Source organism: Bradyrhizobium jicamae (assembly GCF_018130215.1).
Lineage (GTDB): Bacteria > Pseudomonadota > Alphaproteobacteria > Rhizobiales > Xanthobacteraceae > Bradyrhizobium > Bradyrhizobium jicamae_A.
Map to the genome: position 1 here is coordinate 50,942 of NZ_JAFCKQ010000043.1, position 13,806 is coordinate 64,747.

General features: G+C 64.0%; 12 protein-coding genes. 8 read left to right on the forward strand and 4 right to left on the reverse strand.

The features are described 5' to 3' along the window. Positions 1 to 34: 34 nt before the first annotated feature. On the reverse strand, positions 35 to 1,048 hold the full coding sequence (gene galE / locus JQ586_RS31675) for a UDP-glucose 4-epimerase GalE (protein WP_212398562.1): 1,014 nt from the start codon (positions 1,046 to 1,048) through the stop codon (positions 35 to 37). 86 nt (positions 1,049 to 1,134) lie between these two features. Between galE and JQ586_RS31680 the strand changes: the two genes are divergently transcribed. Then, positions 1,135 to 2,226: a glycosyltransferase family 4 protein gene (locus tag JQ586_RS31680; RefSeq protein ID WP_212398563.1), complete on the forward strand. Its 1,092-nt coding sequence runs from the start codon at positions 1,135 to 1,137 to the stop codon at positions 2,224 to 2,226. Here the strand turns inward: JQ586_RS31680 and waaF are convergent. Next, a complete protein-coding gene (gene waaF / locus JQ586_RS31685; protein WP_212398564.1) occupies positions 2,208 to 3,272 on the reverse strand; it encodes a lipopolysaccharide heptosyltransferase II in 1,065 nt (354 codons plus the stop codon). The two genes, JQ586_RS31680 and waaF, sit on opposite strands and share 19 nt — an antisense overlap. Before the next feature lie 148 nt (positions 3,273 to 3,420). Between waaF and rfaD the strand changes: the two genes are divergently transcribed. The 6 genes from rfaD (at position 3,421) to JQ586_RS31715 (ending at position 11,366) form a co-directional block, all read left to right on the forward strand. Then, on the forward strand, positions 3,421 to 4,401 hold the full coding sequence (gene rfaD, locus JQ586_RS31690) for an ADP-glyceromanno-heptose 6-epimerase (RefSeq protein WP_212398565.1): 981 nt from the start codon (positions 3,421 to 3,423) through the stop codon (positions 4,399 to 4,401). A gap of 7 nt (positions 4,402 to 4,408) precedes the next feature. Then, on the forward strand, positions 4,409 to 5,881 hold the full coding sequence (gene rfaE1, locus JQ586_RS31695; RefSeq protein WP_212398566.1) for a D-glycero-beta-D-manno-heptose-7-phosphate kinase: 1,473 nt from the start codon (positions 4,409 to 4,411) through the stop codon (positions 5,879 to 5,881). Further along, positions 5,878 to 7,149 (forward strand): O-antigen ligase, encoded by a 1,272-nt coding sequence (locus JQ586_RS31700; RefSeq protein WP_212398567.1) that lies wholly within the window; start codon positions 5,878 to 5,880, stop codon positions 7,147 to 7,149. Before rfaE1 ends, JQ586_RS31700 begins: the two co-directional genes overlap by 4 nt. A gap of 102 nt (positions 7,150 to 7,251) precedes the next feature. Continuing rightward, positions 7,252 to 9,168, forward strand: coding sequence for a nucleoside-diphosphate sugar epimerase/dehydratase (locus tag JQ586_RS31705; RefSeq protein ID WP_212398573.1), 1,917 nt, complete (start codon positions 7,252 to 7,254; stop codon positions 9,166 to 9,168). 48 nt (positions 9,169 to 9,216) lie between these two features. After that, positions 9,217 to 10,431, forward strand: coding sequence for a glycosyltransferase family 4 protein (locus JQ586_RS31710; RefSeq protein ID WP_212398568.1), 1,215 nt, complete (start codon positions 9,217 to 9,219; stop codon positions 10,429 to 10,431). Further along, on the forward strand, positions 10,428 to 11,366 hold the full coding sequence (locus tag JQ586_RS31715) for an NAD-dependent epimerase/dehydratase family protein (RefSeq protein ID WP_212398569.1): 939 nt from the start codon (positions 10,428 to 10,430) through the stop codon (positions 11,364 to 11,366). Before JQ586_RS31710 ends, JQ586_RS31715 begins: the two co-directional genes overlap by 4 nt. 19 nt (positions 11,367 to 11,385) lie before the next feature. On the opposite strand, the gene JQ586_RS31720 is transcribed toward JQ586_RS31715, so the two are convergent. After that, positions 11,386 to 12,402: a glycosyl transferase gene (locus JQ586_RS31720; RefSeq protein ID WP_212398570.1), complete on the reverse strand. Its 1,017-nt coding sequence runs from the start codon at positions 12,400 to 12,402 to the stop codon at positions 11,386 to 11,388. A 13-nt stretch (positions 12,403 to 12,415) separates the two neighbouring features. After that, entirely contained in the window at positions 12,416 to 13,393 is a 978-nt protein-coding gene (locus JQ586_RS31725) for a lysylphosphatidylglycerol synthase transmembrane domain-containing protein (RefSeq protein WP_212398571.1), read from the reverse strand. Between the two features lie 337 nt (positions 13,394 to 13,730). On the opposite strand from JQ586_RS31725, the gene JQ586_RS31730 reads away from it, so the two are divergent. Beyond that, positions 13,731 to 13,806 (forward strand): sugar phosphate nucleotidyltransferase (locus JQ586_RS31730; RefSeq protein ID WP_212395637.1); only part of this gene is annotated, 76 nt, incomplete at its 3' end.

Genomic DNA, 13,806 nt, shown 5'->3' on the forward strand with positions numbered 1-13,806 from the left:
CGGGGCTTTTTCAAGCCCAATAAAGGCTTGATCTTTAGGCCGATTCTGCCTGAAACGGCAGCCCGCCGCGTTCCCGGAACAGCTTCTCCTCCCAGGCCAGTGCATGGGTGGCGATGGTCTCGAGATCGTCATAGCGCGGCGTCCAGTCGAGCAGCGAGCGGACGCGCGTCGTGTCGGCGACCATGGTCATGATGTCGCCAAGCCGGCGCGGCGCGTACGACACCGCGAAATGGCGCATCGAGACGCGGCGCACCGCCTCGATCGTCTCCAGCACCGAATAGCCTCGGCCATAGCCGCAGTTCAGCGTCACCGACTGTCCGCCGCCACGCAGATAGGACAGCGCGGAGCGATGCGCCTCGACGAGATCGCTGACATGGATGAAGTCCCTGATGCAACTGCCGTCCTGGGTCGGATAGTCGGTGCCGTAGACATCGATCTTGGCGCGCTGGCCGGTCGCGGCCTCGACCGCGATCTTGAGCAGATGCGTGGCGCCGACGGTGGCAAGCCCGACGCGGCCTTTCGGATCGGCGCCGGCGACGTTGAAGTAGCGCAGCACGACGTAGTTCAGGCCGTGTGCAGCGGCCGTGTCATGCAGCATGATCTCGGTCATCAGCTTCGACGAGCCGTAGGGCGACAGCGGCCGGGTCGGCGCGATTTCGGGTACCGGCACCTGGTCCGGATTGCCGTAGACGGCGGCGGTCGAGGAGAAGATGAAACGAGCAACGCCGCCTTTCACCGCCGCGCTGAGCAGGCTTCGCGTCGTCATGGTGTTGTTGCGGTAATAGCCGAGCGGATCGCGCATCGAATCCGGCACCACGACCGAGCCGGCGAAGTGGATGATGCTCTCGACCCGGTGTTGCGCGATCACGCCCTCGACGAGGTTCTCGTCGCCGGCATCGCCGATGAACAGCGGCACGCCCTCGGGCAGGAAGGCGGAGAAGCCTGTGGAGAGATTGTCGATCACGACGACGCTTTCGCCGGCATCGACCAGTGCATGAACCATGTGACTTCCGATATAGCCGGCGCCGCCGGTCACGAGCACGGTCATGGTCAAAGTTCTCCCGATGTCTTCAACGCGGGATGCTACCGATGACGGGGTGAAGAGGGGGTTTCGTCGCGGTCGAACTGGCCACTATGATTAATGTTGCGTATAGGAACTGGCGCGAAACGGAGACTTGCGTGCCGATCGAGAACGAATCCGCTGATGACTTGCAGCTCATCGTGCCGAATCTGCACAGGCGCTATTCCGGCGTCACCGCGACCAACCGCATGGTCGCGCCGAAGCTCGCAGGCATGCTCCGTGCGGCGTGGCTCGGCTCGCACCGGCCCGACGGCATTGCCGCGATGGGGTTTCGGGATCTGATGTTTCTGTGGCGGCGCGCGACGCCAGTGATCTGGCACGCGCGGCGCAACGACGAGATGATCGCGGGGCTGGTCCTGCGTGCGCTCGGCTGGCCGCTGAAGCTGGTATTCACCTCGGCGGCGCAGCGGCATCATACCTGGCTGACGCGCTGGCTGATCCGCAACATGGACGCGATCATCGCCACCAGTCCGCTGTCGGCCTCCTATCTGAAACGGGAAGCGACCGTCGTGATGCATGGCGTCGATACCGACAGCTACGCGCCGCCGGCCGATCGCGCTGCGGCCTTTGCCGAGAGCGGATTGCCGGGGCGTTATGCGATCGGATGCTTCGGCCGGGTGCGTGCCCAGAAGGGCAGCGACGTGTTCGTCGATGCGATGTGCAAATTGCTGCCGCGCTATCCGGACTTCACCGCGGTGATCGTCGGCGCCGTGGTACCGGAACAGCAGGCGTTCGCCAATGATCTGAAGCGGCGCATCGCGGCGGCCGGCCTGCAGTCGCGCATCATCATCACCGGCGAGCTCGACATCGAGGACGTCGTGCGCTGGTACCGGCGGCTGACGATCTACGCCTTCACCTCGCGCAACGAAGGCTTTGGGCTGACATTGATCGAGGCAATGTCCGCGGGCGCGGCGCTGGTGGCGTCGCGCGCCGGCGCCGCCGAATTCGTCGTCGAGGACGGCGTGACCGGCGTTCTGACGCCATCAGGCGATGCCGATGCGCTTGTCGCGGCGCTGGAGCCTTTGATGCGCGATCCTGCGGCAGCAAGCGCGATGGGCGCGCGGGCTCGGGCGCGGGTTGTGGACAAGTTCAGCCTCGGTGCCGAAGCAAAAGCGATTGCCGCGGTCTATCGCACGTTGATCTGAGCCAAGATGCCTTGGGCGGTATCGACGATTTCGACGGCCGCGATGTCGCGCATGCAGCGATGGTCGTTCATCGTGCAGACGGTACGCTGGCAGGGCTGGCACGGCAGCTTGCTCCTGGTCTGCCGCACCGTCGCGGCGAGGCCGTTGAGCGGGGCCCAGAGGTAGGGATCAGTCGGGCCGAAGATGCCCATGGTCGGCGTGCCGATTGCAGCGGCGATATGCATCAGCCCGGAATCGTTCGTGATCGCGACGCTGGCCGCCGCCATCGCCAGGATGCCGTTGCGCAGATCGGTGCCCGTGAGGTCGCGGACCCGGGCGCCGCCTGTCGACGTGATCTCCTGCGCCAGCGCCTTCTCGGCCGGACCGCCGACGACCCAGACATCAAGGGCCCGTTCGGCAAACAGGCGCGCGGCCTCCGGATAATATGTCCAGCGCTTCGAGGCGCCGACCGAGCCCGGCCCCAGCGCGATCGCGGAACCGTCGCCGAGGTTGTTGGCCTGGCGCCAGCGCGCGACCTCATCGGCAGGGACCTCGAGCTGCGGCACCGGCCATTCCGGCGGCAGCGCTGCGCCATCGGGCAGCGCCAGCGCCGCGTTCTTGTCGATGAAGCGCGGCAGCTTCTTCTCGCCCCAGCGCATTGCATTGATCAGGCCGAACCGGGCCTCGCCGAAGAACCCGACCCGCTCGGGGATGCCGGCCAGCGCAGGCGCGATGGCCGCCTTCCAGGTTCGCGGCAGCACCAGCGCCGTGGCATAGGCGCGTGCGCGCAGCTCGGCCGCCAGCGCCCATTGCCGTGCGAGCGCGAGCCGGCCGCGCGGCAGGTCGATCACGATACCCTTGCGGACGCCGGGCATGTAATCGACCAGCGGCGCGCACTGGCGGGTGACCAGCAGGTCGACCGGACGGTGCGGCCAACGCTTCCTGAGCACCCGGACCACTGTGTGGCCGCGTACGAAATCGCCGATCCACATATAGGGCACGACCAGGATCGGACTCGCCTTAGAGCCATCCTCGGTCTCGATCCCTAATATTGAATCTGAATTCATATCTAAGTATGTGCCAGGCCGCACCGATCGGGCCCTGTCGGTAACCGGTTCGCATCAGGAGGTAAAGCCGGCGTTGCCTGCGGCGCGGGAGTGGGGCAAAGGTGACGGTCGCAATGGGTATGGATGGAACTTTGGGCAGGATTTCGTCATGTTTCTGGTAACCGGCGGCGCCGGTTTTATCGGATCGAACGTGGTCGCCGCGCTGAACGAGGCCGGGCGCAGCGACGTCGTGGTTTCCGATATCCTCGGGCATGACGGCAAGTGGCGGAACCTGGCCAAGCGGCAGCTGGCCGATTTCGTTCCTCCGGCGGCACTGCTGGACTGGCTCCGCGGGCGGCATCTCGACGCCGTGGTCCATCTCGGGGCGATCTCGGAGACCACGGCGACCGACGGCGATCTGGTGATCGAGACAAATTTCCGCCTTTCGCTGCGGCTGCTCGACTGGTGCACGGCCAATACCACGCCGTTCATCTACGCTTCATCGGCGGCGACCTATGGCGACGGCGAGCAGGGCTTTGCCGACGATCCCTCGGTTGCGGCGCTGAAGCGGTTACGCCCGATGAACCTCTACGGATGGAGCAAGCAACTGTTCGATCTCGCGGTCGCCGAGCGCACGGCGAAGGGCGAGCGACTGCCACCGCAGTGCACCGGCCTGAAATTCTTCAACGTGTTCGGCCCGAACGAATATCACAAGGGCACGATGATGAGCGTGCTGGCGCGCCGCTTCGACGACATTAGGAATGGCCGTGCCGTGCAATTGTTCAAGTCGCATCGTGACGGCATCGCCGACGGCGACCAGCGCCGCGACTTCATCTATGTCGACGACGTCGTGCGGGTGGTGATGTGGCTGCTCGCGACGCCAAAGGTCAGCGGGCTCTTCAACGTCGGGACCGGCAAGGCGCGCAGCTTCAAGGACCTGATCGTTTCGGCCTACGGCGCGCTCGGCCTTGCGCCCAACATCCAGTATGTCGACATGCCCGAGCAGATTCGCGGCAGCTACCAATATTTCACCCAGAGCGAGGTCGATCGCCTCAGGCGCGCCGGCTACAATGGCGGCTTCACCCCGCTGGAGCAGGCGGTCGACGCCTATGTGACGGGGTTTCTCGACCGCGCCGATCGCTATCGCTGAGGCACCGATGTTCGATTTTGAAGTCCTCTCGCAAGCGATCTCCGGCCAGACCGTGCTCTGCATCGGCGACCTCATGCTCGACGAGTTCGTCTACGGAGAGGTGTCGCGGATCTCGCCGGAGGCGCCGGCGCCCGTGATCGCGGTCAGGCGCAGCGAGACCAATATCGGCGGCGCCGGCAACGTCGCGCGCAACATCGCCTCGCTCGGCGGACGCTGCATCTTCGTCGGCCTGATCGGCGACGACGCCGCCGGCGTCGCGCTCGCGGCGGCGCTGGCCGGGGAAAGTGGCATCGAAAGCGTGCTGGTGCGCGATGCTGCGCGTCCGACCACGCGCAAGGTCCGTTTCGTCTCCGAGCATTTCTCCACCCACATGCTGCGCTCCGACTGGGAGCTCGCCGCACCAGCCGCGCCCGAAATCGAGCAGCAGCTGATCGACGCGATCCTGCCGCTTCTGGCGCGCGCCGACATCGTGCTGCTGTCCGATTACGCCAAGGGCGTGCTCACCGCGCGTGTGATCCGCAACGTGATCGACGCCGCGCGCCACGCGAAGAAACGCGTGATCGTCGACCCCAAGAGCGCCAATCTCGCGATCTATCGCGGCGCCACGGTGCTGACGCCGAACCGCAAGGAATTTGCCGAGGCGACCCGCAGCCGCGCAGACACACAGGAGAGCATCGCGCAGGCCGCGCCCGACGCGATTTACCTCGCCGATTGCGAGGCAATGCTGGTGACGCAGGGCGAGCACGGCATGACGCTGGTGACGCGATCGGGCGAGGCCGTGCATGTGCCTGCGCTGCCGGTCAAGGTGCGCGATGTCTCGGGCGCAGGCGATACGGTCGCCGCGATGCTTGCGCTTGCGCTGGCCGGCGGCGCCGACTGGGAAGGCGCGCTGCGGATGGCGAGCGCGGCCGCCGCCGTCGCGGTCGGCAAGACCGGCACCGCCGTGGTCACGCCGGAGGAATTGCGGCGCAGGATCCTGCCGCACGCCTCGCTCGCGGCCGAGGACAAGATCGTCGCGGCCGGCGGCGACATCGACGCTCATCTGGCGGACTGGCGGGCGCAGGATTTGCGCATCGGCTTCACCAATGGCTGCTTCGACATCCTGCATCCCGGCCACGTCGGGGTGCTGACCGCGGCGCGCCGCGCCTGCGACCGTCTCGTCGTCGGCCTCAACAGCGACGCCTCGGTGAAGCGGCTGAAGGGCGAGGGGCGTCCGGTGCAGGACGCCCGCGCCCGTGCCGAAGTGCTGGCGGCGCTCGAAGCCGTCGACCTCGTCGCGATCTTCGAGGAGGACACGCCGATCAACCTGATCACGAAAGTGCGGCCGAGCGTGCTGGTCAAGGGCGGCGACTATACCCGCGAGCAGGTGGTCGGTCACGAGATCGTCGAAGCCGCCGGCGGCGAGGTGCTGCTGATCGACATCCTGCCCGGCCACAGCACTACGTCGCTGGTCGATCGCGCCCGCGGAGGCGGGGCGTGAGCGCGCACTCGGCCAACGAGAAGGCTGCCACACTGCCGATCTGGCGCGATCCAGCCCGCTGGCGAACGACAAGCGACGTGGTCGCAATTTTGATCGCGCTATCGTTGCCCTGGTCGACGTCGCTCGTCGGCATCTTTGGTGTGGTCCTACTGATCGTCATCACTCCGACGCTCAACCTGCCGGTGTTCTGGACTCTATTGAAGCGGCCGATCAGCGCAGCGCCTGTTGCGCTGTTTGTCCTCGCGCTGACAGGTACGTTGTGGTCCGACGCTGCCTGGGGAGCGAGACTGTATGCAGTCGGGCCGACGGCTAAACTCCTTGTCCTCCCGTTCCTGATGTATCATTTCCAGTTTTCGACACGCGGAAACTGGGTGTTGGTTGCTTTCCTAATCTCGTGCGCGCTACTTATGCTGATGTCCTGGCTCGTGCTGCTGCATCCAGAACTTTCGCTCAAGCCGCCAGACTTCGCAGAGCGCGGCGTCTTCGTCAAAAACTACATCGACCAGAGTCAGGAATTCACGCTGTGCGCGGTCGCACTCGCCTACCCGGTCGTGACGCTGCTACGGGAAAAGCGGGTAGCGATGGCTCTGCTGCTGATCGCTGTGGCACTCGGTTTTTTTGCAAATATGGTTTTCGTGGTGGTGTCGCGGACTGCGGTTGTCACCGTTCCAATCTTGTTTGCGGTGTTTGCACTGCTCCATCTGCGGTGGCGCAGCATCGCCTTGCTGATGTGCGCGGTCGTCTTGCTCGCCGTGGCGGCTTGGTTTTCCTCGCCACACTTGCGTTGGACAGCCGAGACATTTACCCGTGACTACAGGCTCTACAAGGAACAGAACATTCCGACCTCGATCGGACTCCGGCTCGAGTTCTGGCGCAAGTCGCTCGGCTTTTTCTCAGAGGCGCCAGTGATCGGACACGGGACGGGCGCGACGCGGGGCCTGTTTGAACGCGCCGCGACAGCGGTACCCAACCAAGCCTCCAGCGAAGTGATCGGCAATCCGCATAATCAGACGTTGAACGTTGCGGTACAATGGGGCCTTGTCGGCATCGTGGTGCTGTTCGGGATCTGGACGCTGCATCTCCTGCTTTTCCGCGGTGATGGGCTGGTTAGTTGGGTCGGCCTGCTTGTAGTCGTGCAGAACATCTTCACCTCGCTCTTTAATTCTCATATCTTCGATTTCCACGAAGGTTGGATGTATGTACTCGGTGTCGGCGTCGCTGGCGGCATGGTGCTGAAGGAGCGATCACTCAATGCGCGCAGGATTTGACGTTAAAAATGCTTTCGATTGCTGGCATATACGGCATAGATGCGCTATCAGCCCCCTTATGCCGCATCGCAAGACGTCGAGTGGCCCATATCGTTTCGTCTCATGACGCATTTTTCACAATTCACGCCGCGTAACGTCCTGATTGTAGTTCATGATGCGATCGCCACGGCATTTGCATTGTCGGCGAGCTTCTATCTCCGTTTTGACGGCGAACTACTCGACGAACGGCTGCCGCTGCTGCTCCGCATTCTGCCGTGGTTCGTCCTTTTCAGCATCGTTGTCTGCTATGCTTGCAATCTGACCACCTCAAAATGGCGTTTCACATCTCTTCCTGATGCCCTGAATATTCTGCGCGTCTCGGTGCTGCTAACGCTTACGCTCGTGGTGCTGGACTATACGTTCCTGTTCGCTGGTGCGCGCTCGCCTGGTTTCGTATTGCTCGGGCGTGTCACAATCATCCTTTTCTTTTTCCTCGAGGTGTTCGCGCTGAGTACGCTGCGCTTAGGTTATCGCTATTTTCGCTATTCTCGGACCCGACATCATGCACGGTCCGATCATGCTGCTTCTGCTTTGCTAGTCGGGCGCACCGCGGACGCCGAAGTCGTGCTGCGTGGAATAGAGAACGGTGCCATAAAGCGGCTTTGGCCGGTTGGTGTGCTGTCGCCGTCGGAGGCGGACAGGGGTCAGAAGATTCGCAACATCCCGGTGGTCGGTGGGGTCGACGACTTCGATGTTGTAATTCGAGAATTTGAAAGCCGCCGGAAGCCGATCAAGCGCGTGGTCATGACGCCGTCAGCGTTCGCCCCCGAGGCACATCCTGAGAGCGTGCTGATGCGTGCTAGGCGGTTGGGTTTGGTCGTGAGCCGTCTGCCATCCTTGGAAAGCGGCGATACGCCAAGGCTCACCAATGTCGCGGTTGAAGACCTGCTGTTACGCCCTATGGAGGCGATCGACTACGCTCGGCTCGAGGCGCTTGTGAAAGGCAAATCCATCATCGTAACCGGCGGTGGTGGTTCAATTGGCGCCGAAATTTGTGAACGGGTCGCGACCTTTGGAGCTTCTCGTTTGCTGATAATTGAGAATTCGGAACCCGCACTCTATGCAATCACCGAGGCGTTGGCAGCACGTGAGACCGACGTCATTGTCGAGGGGCGCATCGCTGATATTCGTGACCGCGAGCGTATCATTCGCCTCACGTGCGAGTTCAGGCCTGACATCGTGTTTCACGCTGCGGCGCTCAAGCACGTTCCGATCCTCGAGCGAGACTGGAGCGAAGGCGTCAAGACCAATATTTTTGGCTCGGTCAACGTGGCTGATGCTGCCTTGGCGGCTGGCGCTATTGCGATGGTTATGATTTCGACTGACAAGGCAATTGAGCCTGTGTCGATGCTTGGTCTGACCAAGCGTTTCGCCGAAATGTACTGCCAGTCTCTGGATCACGAGCTGATGGTCAAGTCGGCCGGAAAGTCGCATATGCGTCTAATCTCGGTGCGTTTCGGCAACGTACTCGCATCGAATGGGTCGGTTGTGCCTAAGTTCAAGGCGCAGATTGAAGCGGGTGGTCCGGTCACGGTTACCCATCCAGACATGGTCCGTTATTTTATGACGATCCGCGAAGCCTGCGACCTTGTTGTAATGGCGGCAACGCATGCAATAACGCCAGCGCGGCCAGACGTATCTGTGTATGTCTTGAATATGGGGCAGCCGGTCAAGATAGTTGACCTGGCCGAGCGGATGATCCGTCTGTCGGGTCTGCAGCCCGGCGTCGATGTCGAGATAGTGTTCAGTGGCATCCGTCCCGGCGAGCGCTTGAACGAGATCCTGTTCGCAAATCAGGAGCCTACGATCGAAATCGGCGTGGCCGGTATTATGGCAGCTAAACCAAAACAGTCGCCCTTGTTGACGATGCGAAAGTGGCTAGCCGCGCTGGAGGAGGCGATCGCTAAGGACGATCGCGTAACTATCCGCGCCGTTTTGAAGGATGCCGTGCCCGAGTTCAGCTCGGACGCTGCCTACTAATCGAGCCGTCGTGCGGTCGGCGTTGCAATACCGTGTCGAAAGCCATTGATGCGCAAGCCCAGCAAAGTCGTCGTCGTCAGTCAGCATTATCCGCCGGATCACTCAACGACCGCCGCGATCATGGCCGCGATCGCCGAGCGAGTCGCAGCGGATGTGGAGGTGATGGTGGTGTCGGGGATGCTGGGCTCGGCCAAGCCGGCGGCACCCGGACTGCCGGTCGTCGTTGAGATCAGGAACTGGCTGCCGGGCAAGTCAGCGCTCGTCAAGCGCGCCTTGGCGGAGGCGTTGTTCACGATGCGGATCTTCTTCGCGCTGCTGGCGCAGCTCAAGCGCGGCGACGTGGCGCTGACGGTGACCGCGCCCTTCGTGCTACCTTATGCGGTGGTGGCCGCGGCACGGCTCAAGGGAGCGAAGTCGGCGCTGATCCTGCATGACCTGTTCCCCGACGTACTCGTGATGGCCGGGCTGCTGCGCTCCTCATCGCTCGTTGGGCGGGCGATGCGCGCGATCAACGCACTGATGTTCCGGGCGCTCAACGCGGTCGTCGTAATCGGGCGCGACGCCGAGAAGCTGTTGCTGAGCTACCGCGGAATGTCGCTCGACAAGATCAGGTTTATTCCGAACTGGACCACGCTCACGCCCGCGATCCGCCCGGTCAGTCCGGACAATCCCTTTCGCGCGGCGCTTGCGGCGCGCTTCGTGGTCGGACTATCAGGCAATCTCGGCTTCACCCACGACCCGGACATCGTGTTCGAGGCGGCACGACTGCTCGCCGGACAAAGCGACATCCATTTCCTGCTCTCGGGCTGGGGCATCGGCTTCGACCGGCTCAAGGAGATGCAATCCGCTGCCGGGCTTGCCAATGTCACATTGGTCGAGCGCGTTGCGGACAAGGACCTCGACGCGTTACTCTCCAGCGCTGACGTCTGGCTCATTCCCTATCGCAAGGACGTCGCCGGCGTGTCGGTCCCCAGCCGGTTCTATAATCTGCTCGCGGCGGGCCGACCCGTCATTCTCGTTTCCGAACCCGAAGCCGAGGCTGCGCTAACCGTGAAGGAAAACAGGCTGGGCTGGGTCGTGACACCCGGCAAACCCGATCAACTCGCCAACGCGGTCAAGCAGGCCGCGCAGGGGCCGGACGCTGCGATGGCCGAGCGCGCTGTCGCGGCGGCGCGGACGTTCAGTCCCGACCGGGCCCTTAACGGCTACGCCGCGCTGATCCGGGAATTGCTGGGCGGTTCTGATGCGGGGCAGGTGGCATGACGGACGGCACTCCCACGGTCCTGGTTACTGGCGCCAATGGCTTTGTCGGCCGCCATCTGGTGCCGGCGCTTGCCCGGAACGGCTGGTTGGTTCGGTGCGCCGTCCGTACCGGCGCCCGGGACGCCAATGACTTCGAAATCGGCGAGCTGGGCCCGTCCACCGATTGGCATGCCGCGCTCGCGGGTGTGGATGCCGTGATCCATCTCGCCGCGCGCGTCCATCGCCAGAACGAAGAACATGCGGTCAAACTGTACCGCAACGTCAATATCGAGGGCACGCTGCACCTGGCGCGCTCCGCGATGGCGGCCGACGTCCGCGACTTCATCTTCATCAGCACGATCCTGGTGCACGGGCGCAGCAACAACGAGCGTCCGCCGTTTCGTGAGGACGATGAACTGACACCGCGCGGCCTCTACGGAATGTCGAAGGCCGCCGCCGAAGTCGGCCTGATGCAGCTCGTCGAGGGCAGTGCCATGCGGGTGACGGTGGTTCGCCCGCCCCTGATCTACGGCGTTGGGGCCAAGGGAAACTTCGCGCTGCTCGAGAAGGCGGTGCGGCGCGGCATCCCGCTTCCCTTGGCCAATGTCGACAACCGTCGCGCGTTCCTGTCGGTGCAGAACCTGGCCTCGTTCGTGATGCACCGTCTGGAGCATCCGGGAAAGACGTTCGACGTGTTCCTGGTCGCCGACAGCGAGCAGGTCTCGACCGGAGAGTTCATCGAACGCCTGGCCCGGGCGGCGCGGACCACGCCACGCCTGTTCCGAATGCCGATCCCGTTGCTGGGCGCGCTGCTCAAGGCCAGCGGCCGCAGGGAGGCCAATGACAGCCTGCTCGGGTCGCTCGAGCTCGATCTCTCGAAGGTTGCCGGCATTGGATGGCGGCCACCGCTTACTCTCGATGAAGGGCTGAATCGCGCACTGGATGCGCCAATCTGATCCGACCACGCACCGCGCGTCATGACGTTCGCGGCCGCGAGAACCGACGCAGCAGCAGGGCGACCGCCAGCAACCCGACCAGCAGCAGACCGATATCGGCAGCCGCCGAGTTGAGGACGACGCAAGCGATCGCGAGCAGCGCCAGCACGAGATTGAGCCCGAACACCTCGCCGACGACATTCCACACGGTGAATCCGTTGTCGGTGGCGCGCTGATAGAAGTGCGAGCGATGCGCGGCCCAGAACGGCTCGCGCCGTGCCATGCGGCGCAGCAGCGTCACCGTCGCATCGGTCAGATAGTACATCGGCAACAGCAGCGCGGCCGCGATCTGCCGATGCAGCGCAAGCTCCAGGAGGCACCAACCGAGCAACAGGCCGATCGGCAGGCTGCCGACATCGCCGAGGAAGATCTTCGCCACCGGCCGATTGGACGGCGCGAAGCCGAGCAGCGCGCCGCATAGCGCGGCGGCAACGATGGTGGTGGCGACAGGGACGTGGCCGAAGATTCCGAGCAGGACGACACCCGCCGTAACGGGCACCGCCTCGGCTGACGTCATCAGGTCCAGTCCGTCCATGAAGTTGACGAGATTGACGAACCAGAGACCGGCGACCAGCAGCAGGGCGCGCTCGAGCCAGAGCGGGGAGCCCGGAACAATCCGGAGATCGCCCGGAGCGGCCAGCACCACGGCGGTAACGGCGGCCGCCTGCAGCAGCAGCCGCAGCGGCACCGGCAGCGGCCGGACGTCGTCGGCGAACCCCACCACAGCGATGAACAGGGTGGCCGCGAACACCGCGAACGGAAGCGTCAGCTCCGGCGCCCCTGCCAACGCGACCACCATGGTGGCGGCAAGCAGCGTGGCCGCTGTCACTGCGATGCCAGCACCCTGTGGCGTCGGGATCTTGTGCGAGGAACGGGCATTGGGCTTGGCCAGCGTGACGCGCAGCAGCATCGGTCGCGTCACCTGGATCAGGATGGCCGAGACCGCCGCAGCAAGAATCGCGGCAATGAACGATAGGAGGGTTTCAAAACTGGTCATTCTGGTTGACGGCTTATTTCGCTCCTGACACCTCTGCTGGCACTTCGATCGGCTGGCTGCCGTGGGCAGCCTTTTCGGGGCTTAGGATCCAGACCAGGCCCCCTAGGATTCCGACCAGGAACGTCGCGGCACCGAACAGCAGCGAGACATTGACGCCTTCACTGGCGATCAGGCCGGCATATCCGAACGCCAGCCCCATGCTGGCCTCGCGCACGCCCCAGCCCGCGATCGAGACCGGCATCATGGTGATCAGCATCACCGGCGGCAGCAGCTGGAACATCTGGCCGAATGTCACCGGCGCCGCGATCGATCGCACCACGCACCAGCCGATCACGACGGTTACGACGTGAATGAGGATGGAGAGCACCGTGACCTTCAGGCCGTGCTCGCGGCCGAACAGCACGCGGTTCGCAATCACGGCACAGGCATGGATGTGGTGCGTGCCCCACCAGCGCTTCAGCCATGGCCACGGCAAGACGCCGATCAGGAGGAAGCCGAACCCGGCGCCGAGTGCGGCGAGATCCAGCAGCAGCAGCGCCGACCAGCCGCGGAAATCGGAGATCAGCCGGTAGCTCCATGGCAACGCCGCGGCGATGACGACGGCCAGCGCGATCAGTCCGATCGCGCGGTCGACGAAGATCGAATAGGTGGCCGCGCGCCAGCCCGCGCCGCCGCGTGCGACGAGCCAGAGCCTGACCGCATCGCCGCCGATCGATGACGGCAGCGTCTGGTTGAAGAACGTGCCTATCATGTTGAAGCGCATCGCCTGGCCGGTCTGAAGCGGCGCATCGCATTCGGCGCTGACCTCGCGCCAGCGCAAGACGCCGAGAAAGATCTGCAGGATGGTGATCGCGCTCGCGAGGACGAGCCAGCCGAGGCTCCGGACCTGGATGCGCGAGGCGAGGTCGTACAGATTGACCTTGCGCAACGAAAGATACAGCAGCGCGGCCGAGATCAGTATCTTGATGGTAGAAAGCAGGATCCGGCGCATTTCGCCCGCGTTTGCCAGGTTCAGGAATGTGTCAAAAACAGCGCAAAACGCCTTCGCGCCCCCGAATTCGCCGCCTTGGTATGGTTTCTGCCTCGATCTGGCAATAGCCGGCCGGAGAGCACTTGCGACAGGCTTGCCGGGGCGGCTAAAGAGGCCGGAACGGGGGCTGCCGGACACATACCGGAAGTTTACAATACCGCTAAAATCCCGACCCTGCCGCGGATTCGCGTGATACCGCTCCTGGCACGGCTCCCTGGCCAGATCGCGGCCGTCGATCATGGCGGCCTTCGCGCAATTTTGATGTGTCTTCCGCGGACACGACAGACTTGAGGCACCAATGGACCGACGAATTATCCCCCTGATCATGTGCGGCGGCGCAGGCACGCGGCTGTGGCCGGCCTCGCGCGAGGCGC

Excerpts from the sequence above, each read along its gene's own strand:
- galE (WP_212398562.1), bottom strand. The coding sequence starts at position 1,048 with ATGACCGTGCTCGTGACCGGCGGCGCCGGCTATATCGGAAGTCACATG.
- JQ586_RS31680 (WP_212398563.1), top strand. The coding sequence starts at position 1,135 with ATGATTAATGTTGCGTATAGGAACTGGCGCGAAACGGAGACTTGCGTG.
- waaF (WP_212398564.1), bottom strand. The coding sequence starts at position 3,272 with ATGAATTCAGATTCAATATTAGGGATCGAGACCGAGGATGGCTCTAAG.
- rfaD (WP_212398565.1), top strand. The coding sequence starts at position 3,421 with ATGTTTCTGGTAACCGGCGGCGCCGGTTTTATCGGATCGAACGTGGTC.
- rfaE1 (WP_212398566.1), top strand. The coding sequence starts at position 4,409 with ATGTTCGATTTTGAAGTCCTCTCGCAAGCGATCTCCGGCCAGACCGTG.
- JQ586_RS31705 (WP_212398573.1), top strand. The coding sequence starts at position 7,252 with ATGACGCATTTTTCACAATTCACGCCGCGTAACGTCCTGATTGTAGTT.
- JQ586_RS31710 (WP_212398568.1), top strand. The coding sequence starts at position 9,217 with ATGCGCAAGCCCAGCAAAGTCGTCGTCGTCAGTCAGCATTATCCGCCG.
- JQ586_RS31715 (WP_212398569.1), top strand. The coding sequence starts at position 10,428 with ATGACGGACGGCACTCCCACGGTCCTGGTTACTGGCGCCAATGGCTTT.
- JQ586_RS31720 (WP_212398570.1), bottom strand. The coding sequence starts at position 12,402 with ATGACCAGTTTTGAAACCCTCCTATCGTTCATTGCCGCGATTCTTGCT.
- JQ586_RS31725 (WP_212398571.1), bottom strand. The coding sequence starts at position 13,393 with ATGCGCCGGATCCTGCTTTCTACCATCAAGATACTGATCTCGGCCGCG.